Here is a 17,778-nt window from a genome sequence, read left to right on the forward strand (position 1 = left end):
TGACCCGGTAATCCACGGCTCAACCCTTCACGAGGAGGCCAGATGGATTGCCGGGTCAAGCCCGGCAATGACAAGATAGCCTCCCGGCCCGGAGAGAGGCTGCGGCCATATTCACGGGCTTCCCCGTCCCTAAACCTCCAGGCTCCCCCAGCCGAAAAAATGCGGACGCGCTCACTATCCTGGGCTAAGGTTTATGACCCATAACATGAGGTGTGCGCAGATGAGCGAGACTGGCCGGATTTTCATGGGTGCCGCGGCGAACGCGCCGGACAGCGCCCAATATCTTGATCTCAAGCTTGCAAACCGCCACGGCCTGATCGCCGGAGCCACCGGCACCGGCAAGACCGTGACCTTGCAGGGGCTGGCCGAAGGGTTTTCGCGCGCCGGGGTGCCGGTGTTCATGGCCGACGTCAAGGGTGACCTCTCGGGCCTTTCGGAGGTCGGCGGCGACAAACAGGTGTTCAAGGACCGGGCCGAACAGCTCGGCCTCACGGATTTCGCCGGGGCCGCTTATCCGGTCATCTTCTGGGATGTTTATGGCGTGAGCGGCCATCCCGTGCGGGCGACCATTTCGGAAATGGGGCCGCTGTTGCTGGCGCGCCTCTTCGATCTCAATGAAACCCAGTCCGGTGTGCTTTCACTCGTGTTCAAGGTCGCGGATGACGAAGGCCTGCTGCTGATGGATCTGAAGGATCTGCGCGCGCTTCTCGTTTATGTGTCCGAAAATTCAGCCAAGCTCACGGCCACCTACGGCAATGTGGCGGCAGCCACGGTCGGCACCATTCAGCGTCGTCTGCTTGAAGTGGAAGCGCAGGGGGCCGACAAGTTCTTTGGCGAACCGGCGCTCAGGCTCGATGATTTCATGCGGATCGATCCAAACGGGCGCGGCACCATCAGCATTCTCGCCGCTGACAAACTGGTGCAGGCGCCGAAACTTTACGCCACGCTGTTGTTGTGGCTGCTGTCGGAACTGTTTGAAAAATTGCCCGAAGTCGGCGATCTCGACAAACCACGGCTGGTGTTCTTTTTTGATGAAGCGCATCTGTTGTTCAACGATGCCCCGAAGGCCTTGTTGGACAAAGTCACGCAGGTGGTGCGGCTCATCCGCTCGAAAGGCGTCGGCGTCTATTTCGTCACCCAAAGCCCCACCGATATTCCAGACGACGTGCTCGGTCAGCTCGGCAACCGGGTGCAACATGCGCTCCGCGCCTTCACGCCGAAGGATGCGAAACTTGTCAAAGCTGCAGCCGACACCTTCCGCCAGAATCCCAAGCTCAACACACAGACCGCAATCACCGAACTCGGCGTCGGCGAGGCCCTGGTCTCAACCCTCGGCAAGGGCGGCGTCCCCGGCATGGTGGAACGCGTCCTGATTGCCCCGCCCACCGCCCACGTGGGCCCAAGCACCCCCGAATCCCGCGCCCGCATCATGGCCACAAGCCCCATGCGCGGCCTCTATGACACGCTGCTTGATCGCGACAGCGCCTTCGAAATGCTCGCCCGCCGTGCTGAGGCAACCGTGGCGAACGCCAGCAACGACCATTTCACCATCCCCAACAGCGGCCCAACCAAACCCACCCCCCGCCCAGCCGCCCCCCGCCGCTCCGACAGTATGGGAGAAGCCATCACCAAATCGGTGCTCCGCTCAGTCGGAAGCTCCCTCGGCCGCGCCATCGTGCGCGGGGTGCTCGGGTCGATCATGAAGAAGTGAGGGACTTAAAACAGGCGGCTGTCGTCGGCTTTTCCCCAATTGTTATTACCGGGCTTGACACGGTAATCCATGGTTCAACCCTTGCCGAGGTGGCCAGATGGATTGCCGGGTCAAGCCCGGCAATGACAAGATAGACAAATATAAATGATGGCCAAGAGAGAGGCGACTACCACATCCTCTCAACCGTCATCGCGAGACGCGCAAGCGGCGTGGCGATCCAGACTTGCGGTGGTGATCCACCCCCCTAGGTAGATGCCGAGTCTGCCGCACGGCTTTGCTCAGCTAGTAAAGTTTGAAATCCTGAGGAAGAACGGGTTCGTTGCGTCCGGTCTTTATGGTGCGGTGAGTTTAACTCTCTCAATTCATAAAGGAATGTGACCATGATCGAACCATCCACAATGACTGCAGGAAGTCTTGTTTCAGCGGTCTATAATCCGGCCGCAAGGTTGATAACTATTACAAGTTCCAGCGCCGCTGGTGATACGGACCTTGTAACGTTCTATTGCGGGACACAGGATTTTCTCGTCGTCTTGATGAAAGATAGGCTGAGCTGCCATATGGGTGCCTGAAAATCCGGCGTAATTTGCTTAATCCCTTCACCTCACCCACAGGCCCCGGTATAAATTATCCCAGCAACATTAAGGGCGGGGGCGGTCTGTGAATTTTTTGAAACGTCGGATATCCATTGATGACTGCACGCGGAGTGGCCAGGGGCAGGGCCTGAAACGCACCCTCAGCTGGCCGCATCTTGTGGCGCTTGGGGTTGGGGCCATTGTTGGCACCGGGATTTACACGCTGACCGGGGTCGGGGCCGATCGGGCGGGGCCTGCGGTGATGCTGGCGTTTCTGATTGCGGGGGCGGTATGTGCCTGTGCGGCCTTGGCCTATGCCGAGCTTGCGACGCTTATTCCGCGCGCGGGCAGCGCCTATACCTACAGCTATGCGGTGCTGGGCGAGGGGCTCGCCTGGATTGTCGGTTGGAGCCTTATTCTTGAATATACCGTTGTCTGCGCTGCGGTGGCGGTGGGTTGGTCCGGATATGCTTCGGGCTTTCTGCTGGCGGCGGGGATTGATGTTCCGCATGTGCTGTTGGCGGGCCCTCATGCTGGTGGGATCATTAATCTGCCGGCCATTCTGATCGTCTGGGCGGTGGCTGGCTTGCTGATGCTCGGCACGCAGGAGAGTGCGCGGGTCAATGCGGTGCTGGTCAGCTTGAAGCTTGTGGCGCTCGCGGCTTTCATCGTCATAGCCGCGCCTGCGTTCGAGGCCGGGAACTTCTCGCCCTTCATGCCCTATGGCTTTTCGGCCCATGAGGAGGGCGGCATGGTGCGCGGCGTGATGGCGGCGGCGGCCATTATCTTTTTCGCCTTCTACGGGTTTGATGCCGTGTCGACGGCGGCTGAGGAAACCAAAAATCCGGGCCGCGATCTGACCATCGGGATTCTCGGCTCCATGGTTCTCTGCACGTTGATCTATATGGCGGTTGCGGCAGCAGCGGTCGGCGCCATGCCGTTTCAGGAGTTTGCCGAAAGCGGCGATCCGCTTGCCCATATCCTGCGCGGGTTGGGTGCGCCCGAGACGGCGCGGTTGATCGGGGTGGCGGCGGTGATCGCCTTGCCGACGGTGATCCTCGCGTTCATGTATGGGCAGACGCGGATTTTTTTCGCCATGGCGCGGGATGGTCTGCTGCCCGAGCGGCTTGGCCGGGTGAATGCGAAAACCGGCACGCCGGTGGCCATGACCATTGTGACGGCGCTGGTGGTGTCGGTGATCGCCGGCTTGTTTCCGCTGGCTGAAATTGCCGAACTCGCGAACGCCGGGACGCTCTGCGCCTTTATCGCGGTGTCGGTGTCGATGATGGTTCTGCGGCGGCGCGAGCCCGCACGTCCGCGTGTCTTCAAGGCACCCATGCCGTTTGTGGTCGGCACGCTCGCAGTGCTCGGCTGCCTTTATTTGTTCATAAGCCTGCCCGCCATGACGCAGGAGCGCTTCTTTATCTGGAATACCATAGGGGTCATTGTTTATGCCCTCTATGGCCGCCGGAAAAGCCGCCTTGCGTCAGTCTGAATACGTTATCCGAGGCGGGGCGTCACGGGCACTATGCCACACTGTCACACCCCGGTTTTATCCGGGGGTCAGGTTTTATATTGCAAATCAATGGCTTGAATGGTGGGCGCGGCAAGGTTCGAACTTGCGACCCCTGCGATGTGAACGCAGTGCTCTACCGCTGAGCTACGCGCCCTCCGAGTGGCGGAGGATCCGCCCGGGTATGGACGGCGCGCAATCTAACAGCAGGACCAGGGGAGCGCAAGGAGGGAATTCAGGTCTTTTTGGCGCTATCGAATTGGTTAATTTCGCCTGGCATGGGTAATTTTTATGCAAGCCATGTATAAAAAATATTAACGTCAGAGGAAGCTGTGATAGGTTTAAGACCTACCCGGGGGTAGCCGTTGCCGCCCCAAGCGGTTTGTATCAGTTTCTCAGTAGTGTTCTGTCCTGCCTCCATCGTCAATGGGGGGCATTTGGTATGTTTGGCTACGGGAGGGGGAGATGTCAGGTAAGACGGCTTATTTCGGTCGCACACACATTCTTCTGAGGCGCGAAACTCATGCAAATGGCGACGACTTTCGACGATATGAAACTCATGCAGCATTTATCCATGCTAGGTGGCGAAGATGCTGGAGCGGAAGAAACATTTAATTGCATAACAGGATTGGCGGCCCGGTTGCTCGGCGCTCCTTTTGCCTTGGTGTCTCTTATGGAGGAGAGCCGGAATTGCCTGAAATCCCACCATGGCTTTGAGGCCAACGACATTCAGGGCAATTGGGAGTTCTTCTCCCAGACGCTGCTCTCTGAGGACATTCTGATTGTTCCAAACGCCACCGCCGATGATCGTTTCCGGTTCAATCCGTTGGTGATCGGGGAGCCGCATGTGCGGTTTTATGCGGGCATTCCGCTGCGGTCGCGTGACGGCCAGACTTATGGGACGCTCAGCGTTGTGGATCAGGTTCCACGGTCCGGGCTGTCGGACATGCAGCGCAAGATCCTGCGGGAACTTGCCGGAATGGTCATAAATGGTCTTGGTGCCGACCAGGCGGTCAAGCAGATGCGCCAGGGCTTTGATGAGCAACAGGATCTTTTGGAACGATCTCAAAATCTCTGTCGTGCCAAAAGTGATTTTCTCGCCCATCTCAGCCATGAGCTGCGCAATCCCCTGAATGCCGTGCTCGGGTATACGGATCTTATGTTGTCGGCACCGCATGGGCCGCTCGGCGATACGCGCTATCGCGATTACATGTTGGCTGTTCAGGCCAGCGGCAGCCATATGCTGTCCCTGGTGACCGATATTCTCGAATTTGCAAAACTTGAAAGTGGTGGCGTAAAGCTGACGTTTGAGATGTTCGACCTGCACGAGCTGTTCCATCAGACGCAGCAAATGCTTGCCCGGAGCGCAGAAGAAAAGGGCGTATTCCTCCTGTTTCCCGAAGCGCCAGAGGGGAAGCCGTCGGCTGTGATCGAAGCGGATGTGGTCAAGGTCCGCCAGATTCTGATCAATCTCGTCTCGAACGCCATAAAATTCACCCCCGCCGGCGGTCTGATCACGCTGCAATTGGAGCAGACAGGGGACAAGATGGTGCGCTTCAAGGTTAAGGACACAGGAATCGGCATCGCGCCCGAGAATATGGAGCGGGTGATGGCGCCTTTCGGACAGGTGGCGGGAGCAGCGTCGCATGAAGGCTTTGGCCTCGGTCTGCCGATCACCAAGGGGCTGATCGAGCGCCATGGCGGACGGTTGCATATCAGCAGCACGCCCGGCGTCGGGACCGAAGTGGAAGTGCAGTTGCCGTGCCGACACTGAAGGAGGGCAGCGCTTCCGGACATATAAAAGGCGCGGTGTCAGGACCGCGCCTTTTATGGTTACTCAGTCTCGATGTCAGTTTTTGCCAGCGCGCTCAATGGCCTTGCCGCCGGATTTGATGTCCTTGCCGACGCCTTCCACGGTGTTGCAGGCAACAAGCGTCAGGGCCACGGGCACAAGCAGGATTGCAGTGATAAGCTTTTTCAAAAGTCCACTCCTCGAACAGCGTCATAAAAATCCTGGGGGTCGGATGATCACATGTCGATCCGAGGCCCCGATTTCACCCCTGAAGTTGGCCGATTTTACGGCACTGTCAAAGTGTTTTCCGCAAGCTTCCACATAATTCTTGCGCCCATCGCAGCCCGCCTTCAGGGCGCAGCGATTTGCGGACCAGGGTCTTTGCAGCTTATGTTAAAGCTCAACGGCATGTGATCCTTATGAGCGGGGTAGTCTGTGACAGATGACGGTCTGATTTTTGCTTATCGGCTGGATGGTCAAGGTGGCGGCACGCCCCTCAGTCTCGCCGAGGTGACGACGCTTCCGCAGCCAACCGACCCCTGGGTCTGGGCGCATTTTGACGGCAGCACAGCAGCCGCCAAGGCGTGGCTCGAACAAGAGAGCGGCCTGCCTGCCCTGGTCATTGCGGCCTTGCTGAAGGAAAGAACCCGGCCGCGGGTGGAGGTTTTCGAAGAAGAAGGCGTGCTGATCAATCTGCGCGGCACCAACAGCGCGGAAAATGCCGTGCCTGAGGATATGGTCTCGGTGCGGCTGTGGATCAGCGGCCGCCGGGTGATCACTGTGCGTCTTCGGCCTTTGCGGACGGTGAATGACCTGCGTGATCGGATTGAGGCCCATGTGGGGCCAAGATCCGGCGGCGATGTCCTGACCTCGCTGGCGCTGTCGCTGATCGATCGCATGAGTCCCATTCTCGAAGCCCTGAATATTCAGCTCGACCTCGCCGAAGACAGCCTGATCCATCAACCGAAGCTCGATCTGCGGCGGCGCATTGTGACGGTGCGACGGCGGGTCATCATGATGCGCCGTCATATCGCCCCGCAGCGCGAGGTGGTGGCGGTTCTGAAAAACAGTCATGCCACCTGGTTCACGGTCAATGACCGGCGTCATCTGCATGAAGCCTATGACCGCATGGCGCTTTATGTGGATGATCTCGATACCATGCGGGAACGGTCGCAGATCATTCAGGATGAGCTGACGAGCTACATGAATGCCCGGCTCAACCGCAACACCTATCTGTTGTCGCTGATCGCCTCGATTTTCCTGCCGCTGACCTTTGTCACCGGCTTGTTCGGCATCAATGTGGGCGGCATTCCGGGGTCGGACAATCCGTCGGCCTTTGGTTGGTTCGTGGGCTCTCTGGTGGTGGTGATGGTGATCCAATTTGTTGTTCTTCGGGCGATCAAATGGTTCTGAGCGGCCTTCGCCAAGGCTCTTGCCTCTGCCGGGGATGTCTTTAATCTGCGTCTTTGTTCCGTGACTTGCGGAAGCTCCAGGTGATGACAGGACGGATGATGCACGGATCCCATGATCATGGCCATGATCACAGCCACGGCCACGGGCACAACCACGACATCCGCGGGGCCGGAGCGGCGGATCTCATCCGCCGTCTGCGGCCGGCCTTTGTCCTGACCTTCGGCTTCATGATCGCCGAAGCGGTGGGCGGTTATCTGTCGGGGTCTCTCGCACTTCTGGCGGATGCCGGGCACATGTTGACCGATGCCGGGGCGCTCGCCTTGGCTTTGGCCGGGGTGCGGCTTGCGGCCCGGCCATCCGACAATCGCCGCAGCTATGGCTATGGCCGGGCGCAGGTGCTCGCGGCTTTTGTCAATGCGATCACCTTGTTAGGGGTGACGGTCTGGATCGTGTTCGAAGCCTTCCGCCGTTTTCAGCAACCCCATGAGGTGCTGGCCAAGCCCATGCTGGTGGTTGCGGTGCTCGGGTTGCTCGTCAATATTCTGGTGTTTGCCATCCTCCATCGCGGCGACCGCAACAATCTCAATCTGCGCGGGGCCTGGCTGCATGTCATCGGCGACATGCTCGGCTCGGTCGGGGCCATTATCGCCGCCATCGTCATCATGCTGACCGGCTGGACTCCGATCGATCCGATTCTGTCGGTGTTCATGGCCTTGCTGATTTGCGGCGGGGCGATCAACCTCCTCAGGCGGTCGGGGCATATTCTGCTTGAAGGCGCGCCGCCGGTGGCGGATGAAGCGACACTTTCGGCCCATCTCCTCGAATCCGTGCCGGGGGTCGAGGACATTCATCACGTTCATCTCTGGATGCTGACGGAAAACGAGCCGCTGGTGACCCTCCACGCCCGCATCACGGCGGAGGCCAACGCGGACGAGACCCTGCAGGCCATCAAGACGGCGCTCACCACGGCCTTCGGGCTGACCCATGTGACGGTGCAGATCGAACGCGGCGAGGTCTGCCCGGACGGCGAACAGCACCAGGCATGAGCGCGTCAGCAAAGGGTCTTGCGATCAGGGGCCGCAATCCCTAGGTTATGGCCGATTTTGTTTGATGGAGACGCGCCTTGTCCAACACCCGAGCCGATATCCTGTGCCCGCCCGCCGAATGGGCGCCTCATACCGCCGTCTGGTCGGCCTGGCCAAGCCATGGCGATCTGTGGCTTGAGGATCTCGAACCGGCCCGGGCTGAGGTGGCGGCGCTGTTCCGCGCCATCGCCGATCTGGACCCGGCCACCGGCAAACCGCGCGGCGAAGCACTCCATATCCTCGCCCATGGGGCCGAAGCCGTGGCCTCCGCCGAAGCCGCGCTCGCCGGGACCGGGGCTAAGGTCTATGACAGCGCGTTCGGCGATATCTGGCTGCGTGACACCGGGCCGATTTTCACCGCCATCGGCGGCAAGCTGACCGGCGTTGGTTTCGGCTTCAACGGCTGGGGCGGGAAATATGATCTCCCCGACGACAACGACCTGTCGGACCGGGTGAGTAAGTTTGCCGCCGTCCCCTTCCTCAAAAACGACTGGATTCTCGAAGGCGGCGCCATTGACGGCGATGGCAGCGGGATGATCGTCACCACCCGCCAGTGTCTGCTCAACCCGAACCGCAATCCGGACCTGTCTCAGGCCGATGTGGAACAGCGCCTGAAAGACTCGCTCGGCATCACCCGGGTGGTCTGGCTCGGCGACGGGCTTTTGAACGATCACACCGACGGCCATGTGGACAATCTCGCCCGTTTCGTCGCCCCCGGCGTTGTCGCCATCATGGCCCCAAGCGGCGAGGATGACCCGAACGCCGAAATCTATGCCGAAACCCGTCGCGTGCTCGAAGCCGAAGGCCTCAAGGTGGCGCTCATCCCGTCTCCCGGCCTGATCGCCGACGAAGACGGCGAGCCGATCCCGGCGAGCTATATGAATTTCTACATCGGCAACACAACCGTTGTGGTCCCGGTTTATGGCAGCGACTATGACGATGCGGCGGTGGCCGCCATCGCCCAGCTGTTCCCCGGCCGCCGCACCATCGGATTGCCTGCGGGCCACGTGTTGACCGGCGGCGGCTCGTTCCATTGCATCACCCAGCAGCAGCCGGTTTTGGGAGCCTGAACATGACCGAGATCACCGTCGCCGCCCTGCAGCTGAGCTTCACCGACGATATGAAGGCCGATATCGCCAACACCGCCACGCTCGTGATCGAAGCCGCCGGGAAGGGCGCCGACGTCATCCTGCCGCCGGAGCTGTTCCAGGGCTACTATTTCTGCCGTCACGAGCATGAAAGCTTTTTTGCCCGCGCCTATCCGGTGGCTGAACATCCGGCGGTGATCGAAATGCAAAGGATCGCCCGCGCCCATAAGGTGGCCATCCCGACCTCGATCTTCGAACGCGACGGACCGCATTATTACAACACCCTGGTCATGATCGACGAGATGGGCGAGATCATGGGCATCTACCGCAAAAGCCACATCCCCGACGGCCCGGGCTATGAGGAAAAATATTATTTCCGCCCCGGCAACACCGGCTTCAAAGTCTGGAAAACCCGCAAGGCCACCATCGGCGTCGGCATCTGCTGGGACCAATGGTATCCGGAGGTCGCCCGCGCCATGATGCTGATGGGGGCGGAGGTCCTGTTCTACCCGACCGCCATCGGCTCGGAGCCCGAAGAACCCGAACTCGACACCCGCCGCATGTGGCAACGCGCCATGATCGGCCACGCGGTGTCCAACATCGTGCCCGTGGTGGCCGCCAACCGCATCGGCACCGAAGAAGGCCAAAGTTTTTACGGCCATTCCTTCGTAACCAACCATTTCGGCGACATCACCGCCGAACTGCAACCTGGTGAAGAAGGCGTTCTGGTGGAAACCTTAAACCTAGCCAAAGCCCACGAAAAACGCGCCGCCTTCGGCTTCTTCCGAGACCGCCGCCCGGAACTGTATGGAAGGCTGGCACAGGATATCTGAGCCGGAGATTCCCTGTCGTTTCTGCCTTCCCCTGTTATTCCTACCTTCCCCTGTCATTGCCGGGCTCGACCCGGCAATCCATCTGTTCGCCGCTCAGTCGGTTGAACCATGGATTACCGGGTCAAGCCCGGTAATGACAACAAGAGTCATAGATACCCGTCATCGCGAGCCGCGTAAGCGGCGCGGCGATCCAGGCCTTTGGAGCCACCTGTGAAGCGGCGAGACTGGATTGCTTCGGCTACGCCTCGCAATGACGAGGCTTTCCGAGATGGCAGCTCGCCCTCCATCCCCCAAACCTGTCATTGCCGGGCTTGACCCGGCAATCCATCTGTCCGCCACTCAGTCGGTTGAACCATGGATTACCGGGTCAAGCCCGGTAATGACAATAAGAGTTAGAGATGGCGTCATCGCGAGCCGCGTAAGCGGCGTGGCGATCCAGTCCTTCGGCCCCGCCTGTGAAACGGCGAGACTGGATTGCTTCGGCTACGCCTCGCAATGACAGCCGTCCCACTCAGATATGACAACTCGCTAGGCCGCGTTTTTCCAGGTAGCGCTGGTGATAATCCTCGGCTGGATAAAATGTCGCGGCGGGGGTGATTTCGGTGACGATGGGGCGGGTGAAGCGGTCGGCCCAGCGGGCTTTTGAACCTACCGCAGCATCGCGTTGGGCGTCGGAATAATAATAGATCGCCGAACGGTACTGGCTGCCCACATCCGGTCCCTGCCGGTTCAAGGTGGTAGGGTCGTGATTGGCCCAGAACACATCCAAAAGCGCGTCATAGGATATGACCTTCGGGTCGAACGTCACATGCACCACCTCGGCATGGCCGGTGCTGTCGCTGCAGACCTCTTTATAGGTCGGGTGCTCGGTCCTGCCGCCGCTATAGCCGACAAGGGCGTCGCTTATGCCGGGGGTGTTGCGAAAGGTGACTTCCACGCCCCAAAAGCAGCCCATGGCGAATGTTGCCTGTTCCATCAGAGTTCTCCTTCGCCGCATATATTGCCGCTATTTTGCCGCTTGTGCTAGGCTCCCCGGGTAACGAGGGGACGGATATGTGGGCTTACGCGTTGCGCCGGGGGTTGGCTGCCATTCCGACGCTTTTTGTTATTGTGACGCTGGCCTTTTTTCTGATGCGGGTGGCGCCGGGCGGGCCGTTTGATGCCGAACGCACCCTGCCTGCCGAGATCGAGGCCAATATCAAGGCCGCCTATCATCTCGATAAGCCGCTGATCGTCCAATATGGCATTTATGTCGGCAATCTGCTGCGCGGTGATTTCGGGCCGTCCTATAAATATAAGGACTTCACCGTCGGCGAGCTGATCGCGGCGGGCTTCCCGGTCAGTCTCAAGATCGGCGGCATGGCTATTCTGCTCGCAAGCCTGCTTGGCATCGCCGCCGGGTCGCTTGCGGCGCTGCGCCAGAACAGTCGCGTCGATCATCTGGTCATGGGCTTCGCCATGACCGGCATCGCCTTGCCGGGCTATGTGGTGGCGCCGCTCCTTGCGCTCGCTTTCGGGGTTTATCTCAAATGGTTGCCGGTGGCCGGATGGAATACCGGCGGCTGGCGGGAAATGGTGCTGCCGGTGACGGCGCTGACCTTGCCCTATCTCGCCTATATCGCCCGCCTCACGCGCGGCAGCATGATCGAGGTGCTGCATGCGAATTACATCCGCACAGCGCGGGCCAAGGGCTTACCCATGCATCGCATCCTCACGCATCACGCCCTGAAGGCGGCGCTGATGCCGGTCGTGAGTTTTCTTGGACCGGCGATCGCGGGGATCATCACCGGCTCGGTGGTGATTGAACAGATTTTCGGGCTGCCCGGCATCGGCCGGTATTTCGTGCAAGGAGCGCTCAATCGCGATTATACCCTGGTGCTTGGGGTGGTGATCTTTTATGCGGTGCTGATCATGCTGCTCAATCTCGCGGTGGACCTGATCTATGCCCTGCTTGACCCGCGCGTGAGGTACCGATGACCGTTGCCGTCAAGGGCCGCTCGCTGTGGCAGGATGCTTTTCGTCGTCTCAGTCGCAACAGGGCTGCGGTGGTGGCCGGCGCAATCATCGCCGTGATTGCGCTTTGTGCCATCGTTGGCCCGTTGCTGTCGCCGCATCCGTTTGATGAACTTTATTTCGATGACGTGGCCCGCGCGCCCTCGCTCGCTGCAGGATACCTGTTCGGCACCGATGCCGTCGGTCGCGATCTTTTTGTGCGCAGTCTGGTCGGCGCGCGCATATCGCTGCTGGTGGCAATGGCTGCAACCACGGTCAGTCTGGTGATCGGGATTCTTTACGGCGCCACGGCGGGTTATCTCGGCGGGCGGGTCGACAATCTGATGATGCGCTTTGTCGACATCATGTATGCCTTGCCCTTCATGTTTTTCGTCATTCTTCTGATGGTCCTGTTCGGGCGTAATATCATTCTGCTGTTTCTGGCGCTTGGGGCGGTGGAATGGCTGACCATGGCGCGCATCGTGCGTGGCCAGACTCTCAGCCTGCGCCAGAAGGAATTTGTCGAGGCGGCAGAGGCTGCGGGCGTCGGCCGCTTCATGATCATTGTCCGCCATATCGTGCCCAATCTGCTCGGCCCCATCGTGGTCTATATGACCCTGACCATCCCACAGGTGATCCTGACCGAAAGCTTCCTGAGCTTTCTTGGCCTCGGTGTGCAGGAACCGCTCACAAGCCTTGGCGTGCTCATCTCCGAAGGCGCGGACGAGATGGAGACCGCGCCCTGGATGCTGTTGTTCCCGGCGGGCACGCTGGCGCTGCTGTTGTTTTCGTTCAACTTCCTTGGTGACGGGTTGCGCGATGCGCTTGACCCCAAGGACCGCTGATGATGGACGCAGTGCTCAAGGTCGAAAATCTCGGCATCTCCTTCACCACTCCGGACGGTCTGGTGACGGCGGCGACGGAGGTGAGCTTTTCCATCCGCTCCGGCGATTGCCTCGGCATCGTCGGCGAAAGCGGCTCGGGTAAAAGCCAGATCTTCATGGCCGCCATGGGCTTGCTTGCCACGAATGGCCGGGCCAGCGGATCGGTGCGTTACAAGGGGCAGGAGCTGCTCGGGCTCGATCCCCGCGCCCTCAATGCCGTGCGCGGCGACCGCATGACGATGATTTTTCAGGACCCGATGACGGCGCTCACGCCCCATCTCACCATCGGCACCCAGCTGGCGGAGGTTCTGCTGTTCCACAAGGGCCTCGGGAAGCAGGCGGCCACGGCGGCGGCCATCGCCATGCTCGACAGCGTGCGCATTCCGGACGCCGCGCGGCGCATGACCCAATATCCTCATGAATTGTCGGGCGGCATGCGTCAGCGGGTGATGATCGCCATGGCGCTCATGTCGTCCCCGGACCTCGTCATCGCTGATGAACCAACGACCGCCCTCGATGTCACCGTGCAGGCGCAAATTCTGGTGCTGCTCAAGCGCTTGAAAGATCAAAGCGGGCGGGCGCTCGCGCTCATAACCCATGACCTTGGTCTGGTGGCGGGGCTAGCCGACCGGGTGATGGTGCTCTATGCGGGGCGGGTGGTCGAAAGCGCCCCCGTGCGCGATATTTTTCATCGCCCCCGCCATCCCTATACGCTGGCGCTGCTGCAATCGCGCCCGGGCCTGACGGCGCAACAGGGCGGGCGTCTGGCCGCCATTCCTGGCCAGCCGCCGAACCTGCTGTCACTGCCGCCCGGCTGCGCCTTTGCCGATCGCTGCCCCCATGTGCATGAGCGCTGTCTGACCACGCGCCCGGAATTGCTTGTGACAGGCCCGGACTCCGCCGCCGCCTGCCATCTTGTGGAGGAGGTGGCAGGATGACCGAAGCGCTGCTCAAGGTCACCGACCTCAAAGTCCATTTCCCCATCCGCACCGGCGGCTTTCTGATCCCGCAGATCACTCAGCTCAAGGCCGTGGACGGCGTAAGTTTCTCCGTACGGGAGGGCGAGACCCTCGGCATCGTCGGCGAATCCGGTTGCGGCAAATCGACGCTCGGCCGCGCCATCCTGCGTCTGATTGAGCCGACAGCGGGCGAAGTCCTGTGGCAGGGCGATGATCTCGCCGCCCTCGACCCGCGCGCCATGCGGCTCCGGCGTAAGGAGTTGCAGATCATTTTTCAGGACCCGCTCGCAAGCCTCGACCCGCGCATGACGGTGGGGGCCATCATCGCCGAGCCCTTGCGCGCGCTTGAACCCGGTCTGACCCGCACCGAAATCCGCGCGCGCGTGGCCGCCATGATGGAGCAGGTCGGCCTCCGGCCCGAGACCGTCAACCGCTATCCCCATGAATTTTCCGGCGGCCAGTGCCAGCGCATCGGCATCGCCCGGGCCATGATCCTGCGCCCGCGCCTGGTGCTTTGTGATGAACCGGTGTCGGCGCTCGATGTCTCCATTCAGGCGCAGATCGTCAATCTGCTGATGGATCTGCAACGGGAGTTCGGCCTGACGCTGTTGTTCATCAGCCATGATCTGGCGGTGGTGCGCCATATCAGTCACCGCGTCATGGTGCTTTATCTTGGTCAGGTCATGGAAATCGCCGACCGTGACGCGCTCTATGCCCGGCCGGGGCATCCCTATACGCGGGCGCTTCTCGCCTCGGTGCCGGTGGCCGATCCCGATGCCCCGCTCGACGCGCCGCCGGTCGCGGGCGATCTGCCGTCACCGCTCGATCCGCCGCGCGGCTGTGTGTTTTCAACCCGCTGCCCCCATGTGGCGGACATCTGCCGCACCACGCGGCCGCGCCTTGAGGTCACCGCTCCCGGTCACGAGATCGCCTGTCACCGCTGGCGCGACATCGCCTGACTTGATTTCCTCATGGGCCCCGCGTTACCGTGACTGGACTGTCTCGATCAGACCATCAAGAGTCTGGCGGACCGGGCAGCTCACGGGGGGAGTCGCGCGACGTGCCGAGTTTGCAGAACGATCTCATACTGACCAAGCTCACGCCGCCCTTGGGCGGGCGGGCCATGCAGCCGCGTCGGCGGCTGAACGAGCTGATACGGCGCGAGGGTCTGCGCAAATTGACCCTGGTTGCGGCCCCTGCGGGCTTCGGCAAGACCACGCTCATGGCGCAATGGTATCACGCCATGGCCGAGGTCGGGGTGACCCCCTGCTGGGTCTCGCTCGCCGCCGATGATCGGGAGCTGCGGTCGTTTCTCGGTTATGTGATCGGGGCCTTGCGCGGTATTGATCCCTCGATCGGCAGCGACGCCGCCGAGCTTCTGGAGAGTCAGGGCAATATCCAGCCGCAAAAGGTCATTGGTCGTCTTGTGAATGATCTGGTGTCCGAAGGCCGCACGGTGGCGCTTTTTCTCGACGATTACCACACGGTCGACGGCCCCGAAGTAGGGGCGGTGGTGGCGACACTTCTGGCTCTGGCACCGGCCAATTTCCATCTGGTGATCGCCAGTCGCAGCACCCCGGGTCTGCCGGTCGCGACCCTGCGCGTGCGCGGGGAGCTGCGCGAACTCGGTCTCGCCGATCTTCGTTTCGATGATGCCGAGACCGAACGTTTTTTGCGGGCGGAGCTTGGCGGCAGGCTCGACGGGCAACAGGTCGCGACCCTTCAGGAACGCACCGAAGGCTGGGCCGCAGGCCTGCAACTCGCCACCCTCGCCCTGCGCGATGCGGGATCATGGGAGACGTTTATTTCGTCTTTTTCAGGCAGCCTGAGGGAGGTGGCCGATTATCTCGCCGCCGATGTGCTCAATCGTCAGCGTGCCGATGTGCGTGATTTTCTGTTGAAGACCGGCGTGCTCGACCGCTTGAACGCGTCGCTCTGTGATGCCGTCACCGGGCGCACGGACTCGCATCATCTGTTGCAGGAGATTGAAGCCGACGGGCTGTTCATCCTGCCGCTCGACCGCGAGCAGAAATGGTACCGTTATCACCATCTGTTCAGCGATTTTCTACGTCAGCATCTCGATCGCAGCCACCCCGGCATGGCGGCCGATCTTTATGGCCGCGCCGGTCGCTGGTTCGCCGCTGCCAATCTGCCGCTTGAGGCCGTGACCTATGTGATGAAGGCGGGCGATTACGACAGCGTTGCCGCGCTGGTGGAAGAACATGCTCATGGCATGCTCAAGGTCGGGGCCATGGCGCGGGTGGAAGACTGGATCGGTCGTCTACCGCTTTCGGTCATCGAACGCCGTCCGCGTCTGCCACTGTTCCGCTGCTGGGCCTTGTTCCATATGCGGGATCCCGATCGCGCGGTGACAGAATTGCGCCGGGCTGAACGCATGATCGCCGAACGTCAGGCCCGGGGGGAAAGCATCGGTAATCTTACCCCGACACAGATCGCGGCGGAAATTGACGCGCTTCGGGCCGGGATCGCCATTGCCTGCGACGATGTGGAAGCGGTTCTCGACCTCTCCATCGAACCGACGGACTGCGCCCCAAAAGACCGCACCTGGATCGGCGCCGTGACCGCCAATATTCGCGGCTTTGCGCTTTCGGCCTGCGGACGCTTTGCCGAAGCGCGGGAGATCCTGGCTCGCGCCCGCGAGATGCATCGGGAGGACGACGCGCCTTTCGGTGTGGTCTATGCCGATTGCTTTCTCGGTCTGGTAGAATTGGCCCAAGGGCATCTTCATGCGGCGGCGGCGCGGTTTCAACAGGCGGCGGATATCGCCGACCGCAGCAATTGCCTTGCCCCCGGCGTTGCTTTGGCCAATGTCCTGCGTGGCACGGTTTTATATGAATGGAACCGCATCGCCGATGCCGAAGGACTGATCGCGCCCTATCTCAGCATCCTTGACGAATGCGGCCATGTGGAGCCGCAGGTCATGGGCTATTTGACCATGGCCCGGATCAAGGACAGTCAGGGCCGCCATGGGGAGGCGCGGACCTATCATGACCGTGTGCGCGAGATTTGCGGCCGCAAATATTTTGGCCGCCAACGCGCGCAAGCTCTGCATGATGAACTGCGTGCCCTGTTGCTGCGCGGCGATCTGGAGGCCGCGCGGGAGCGTCTGCGGGAGGAACAGATCCCGCTTGAAAGCAAACCCGAAAGCCAGCCCGGCTCCTGGCTCCGCGTGACCGCCCTCCATGATGTGATCCGCGCGCGCTTCCGCATTTTCGATGGTCAGGGGGCGGCGGCGCTTCTGCTGCTGCGTCCGGTGCTGGCGGCGGCGCGCGAGGCCGGACGCCTTCAGCGCGTGATCGAACTTCTGCTGCTCACCGCCGAAGCCTTACGCCAGAGTGGAGAGATCGCGCAGGCCCGGGCCCTGGTGCGGGAAGCGGTTCTGCTCGGCGAATCCGAACGCTATGTGCGGCATTTCCTCGATGAGGGGCCCTATGTGCGTGATCTTTTGCGCATGCTCGACCGCGACCCTGAGGTGCCGGCTCATTATCTCCGACAGCTGCTTGCCGGGTTCGAACCCCCGGCCCGTGCGGACGTCGCAGCAGGCCAACCGCCGCGTGATCTCCTGAGCAGCCGCGAAAGCAACGTGCTCGGTCTCATGGCCGCCGGCAAAAGCAACCGCACGATCGCGCAGGAACTGGCCATTACCGAAAACACGGTCAAATGGCATATCAAGAATATCTTCCAGAAACTCGGCGTCGAAAACCGCACCTCCGCCGTCTTAGCCGCGCAACAGATGAAACCTGTGATGCAAGCCTAACCCCCTTTCGTCATTGCGAGGCGCAGCCGAAGCAATCCAGCCTTCCCGCCGAAGAGTCTGGATTGCTTCGGCTGCGCCTCGCAATGACGGCGAAACCCTCCCCCCACCCTTAAGTAGGGGCCAAAATTATTTCATCCAGCCCCCACTTTGGGGGCGGG

The 17,778-nt window shown here is 61.1% G+C and carries 14 protein-coding genes and 1 tRNA gene; 12 read left to right on the forward strand and 3 right to left on the reverse strand.

The window, feature by feature from the left end; all coding sequences use genetic code 11:
* Nucleotides 1–220: 220 nt before the first annotated feature.
* Together NYP16_RS12670 and NYP16_RS12675 are read left to right on the forward strand one after the other, a co-directional pair.
* Nucleotides 221–1,711, forward strand: coding sequence for a helicase HerA-like domain-containing protein (locus NYP16_RS12670; RefSeq protein WP_274944524.1), 1,491 nt, complete (start codon nucleotides 221–223; stop codon nucleotides 1,709–1,711).
* Between the two features lie 666 nt (nucleotides 1,712–2,377).
* Nucleotides 2,378–3,778, forward strand: a complete 1,401-nt coding sequence (locus tag NYP16_RS12675; RefSeq protein WP_279347268.1) for an amino acid permease — start codon at nucleotides 2,378–2,380, stop codon at nucleotides 3,776–3,778.
* 100 nt (nucleotides 3,779–3,878) lie between these two features.
* Here NYP16_RS12675 and NYP16_RS12680 read toward each other — a convergent pair.
* Nucleotides 3,879–3,953, reverse strand: a tRNA-Val gene (locus NYP16_RS12680).
* A 417-nt stretch (nucleotides 3,954–4,370) separates the two neighbouring features.
* Here NYP16_RS12680 and NYP16_RS12685 point away from each other — a divergent pair.
* The gene (locus NYP16_RS12685) at nucleotides 4,371–5,570 is read left to right on the forward strand and encodes a sensor histidine kinase (protein WP_274944696.1); all 1,200 of its coding nucleotides are present in this window, start codon (nucleotides 4,371–4,373) and stop codon (nucleotides 5,568–5,570) included.
* A gap of 75 nt (nucleotides 5,571–5,645) precedes the next feature.
* On the opposite strand, the gene NYP16_RS12690 is transcribed toward NYP16_RS12685, so the two are convergent.
* The gene (locus NYP16_RS12690) at nucleotides 5,646–5,777 is read right to left on the reverse strand and encodes an entericidin A/B family lipoprotein (RefSeq protein WP_274944526.1); all 132 of its coding nucleotides are present in this window, start codon (nucleotides 5,775–5,777) and stop codon (nucleotides 5,646–5,648) included.
* 246 nt (nucleotides 5,778–6,023) lie between these two features.
* Here NYP16_RS12690 and NYP16_RS12695 point away from each other — a divergent pair, with 246 nt between their 5' ends.
* From NYP16_RS12695 to aguB, 4 genes are all read left to right on the forward strand, one after another.
* Nucleotides 6,024–7,001: a zinc transporter ZntB gene (locus NYP16_RS12695; RefSeq protein ID WP_274944527.1), complete on the forward strand. Its 978-nt coding sequence runs from the start codon at nucleotides 6,024–6,026 to the stop codon at nucleotides 6,999–7,001.
* Nucleotides 7,002–7,099: 98 nt separating this feature from the next.
* Nucleotides 7,100–8,047 carry a cation diffusion facilitator family transporter gene (locus NYP16_RS12700; RefSeq protein WP_274944528.1) on the forward strand — a complete coding sequence of 316 codons (948 nt, stop codon included), beginning with the start codon at nucleotides 7,100–7,102 and terminating at the stop codon, nucleotides 8,045–8,047.
* A 77-nt stretch (nucleotides 8,048–8,124) separates the two neighbouring features.
* Nucleotides 8,125–9,156, forward strand: a complete 1,032-nt coding sequence (locus NYP16_RS12705; protein ID WP_274944529.1) for an agmatine deiminase family protein — start codon at nucleotides 8,125–8,127, stop codon at nucleotides 9,154–9,156.
* Between the two features lie 2 nt (nucleotides 9,157–9,158).
* Entirely contained in the window at nucleotides 9,159–10,007 is an 849-nt protein-coding gene (aguB, locus tag NYP16_RS12710; RefSeq protein WP_274944530.1) for an N-carbamoylputrescine amidase, read from the forward strand.
* A gap of 511 nt (nucleotides 10,008–10,518) precedes the next feature.
* Here aguB and msrA read toward each other — a convergent pair.
* Nucleotides 10,519–10,983, reverse strand: coding sequence for a peptide-methionine (S)-S-oxide reductase MsrA (gene msrA / locus NYP16_RS12715; RefSeq protein ID WP_274944531.1), 465 nt, complete (start codon nucleotides 10,981–10,983; stop codon nucleotides 10,519–10,521).
* A 77-nt stretch (nucleotides 10,984–11,060) separates the two neighbouring features.
* Between msrA and oppB the strand changes: the two genes are divergently transcribed.
* The 5 genes from oppB (at nucleotide 11,061) to NYP16_RS12740 (ending at nucleotide 17,620) form a co-directional block, all read left to right on the forward strand.
* Nucleotides 11,061–11,984, forward strand: a complete 924-nt coding sequence (oppB, locus tag NYP16_RS12720) for an oligopeptide ABC transporter permease OppB (protein ID WP_274944532.1) — start codon at nucleotides 11,061–11,063, stop codon at nucleotides 11,982–11,984.
* Nucleotides 11,981–12,844, forward strand: coding sequence for an ABC transporter permease (locus NYP16_RS12725; RefSeq protein ID WP_274944533.1), 864 nt, complete (start codon nucleotides 11,981–11,983; stop codon nucleotides 12,842–12,844). Before oppB ends, NYP16_RS12725 begins: the two co-directional genes overlap by 4 nt.
* A gap of 2 nt (nucleotides 12,845–12,846) precedes the next feature.
* A complete protein-coding gene (locus NYP16_RS12730) occupies nucleotides 12,847–13,821 on the forward strand; it encodes an ABC transporter ATP-binding protein (protein ID WP_429913158.1) in 975 nt (324 codons plus the stop codon).
* Nucleotides 13,818–14,801 (forward strand): ABC transporter ATP-binding protein, encoded by a 984-nt coding sequence (locus NYP16_RS12735; protein WP_274944535.1) that lies wholly within the window; start codon nucleotides 13,818–13,820, stop codon nucleotides 14,799–14,801. Before NYP16_RS12730 ends, NYP16_RS12735 begins: the two co-directional genes overlap by 4 nt.
* Nucleotides 14,802–14,902: 101 nt before the next feature.
* Entirely contained in the window at nucleotides 14,903–17,620 is a 2,718-nt protein-coding gene (locus NYP16_RS12740; protein ID WP_274944536.1) for a LuxR C-terminal-related transcriptional regulator, read from the forward strand.
* Nucleotides 17,621–17,778: the final 158 nt, after the last annotated feature.

The organism is Govania unica (genome assembly GCF_027920805.1).
Taxonomy (GTDB): domain Bacteria; phylum Pseudomonadota; class Alphaproteobacteria; order Sphingomonadales; family Govanellaceae; genus Govanella; species Govanella unica.

What these genes read in the sequence shown, in the direction of transcription:
- NYP16_RS12700 (WP_274944528.1), top strand. Translation starts at nt 7,100, where the DNA reads ATGCACGGATCCCATGATCATGGCCATGATCACAGCCACGGCCACGGG.
- NYP16_RS12735 (WP_274944535.1), top strand. Translation starts at nt 13,818, where the DNA reads ATGACCGAAGCGCTGCTCAAGGTCACCGACCTCAAAGTCCATTTCCCC.
- oppB (WP_274944532.1), top strand. Translation starts at nt 11,061, where the DNA reads ATGTGGGCTTACGCGTTGCGCCGGGGGTTGGCTGCCATTCCGACGCTT.
- NYP16_RS12685 (WP_274944696.1), top strand. Translation starts at nt 4,371, where the DNA reads ATGCTAGGTGGCGAAGATGCTGGAGCGGAAGAAACATTTAATTGCATA.
- NYP16_RS12670 (WP_274944524.1), top strand. Translation starts at nt 221, where the DNA reads ATGAGCGAGACTGGCCGGATTTTCATGGGTGCCGCGGCGAACGCGCCG.
- NYP16_RS12725 (WP_274944533.1), top strand. Translation starts at nt 11,981, where the DNA reads ATGACCGTTGCCGTCAAGGGCCGCTCGCTGTGGCAGGATGCTTTTCGT.
- aguB (WP_274944530.1), top strand. Translation starts at nt 9,159, where the DNA reads ATGACCGAGATCACCGTCGCCGCCCTGCAGCTGAGCTTCACCGACGAT.
- msrA (WP_274944531.1), bottom strand. Translation starts at nt 10,983, where the DNA reads ATGGAACAGGCAACATTCGCCATGGGCTGCTTTTGGGGCGTGGAAGTC.
- NYP16_RS12730 (WP_429913158.1), top strand. Translation starts at nt 12,847, where the DNA reads ATGGACGCAGTGCTCAAGGTCGAAAATCTCGGCATCTCCTTCACCACT.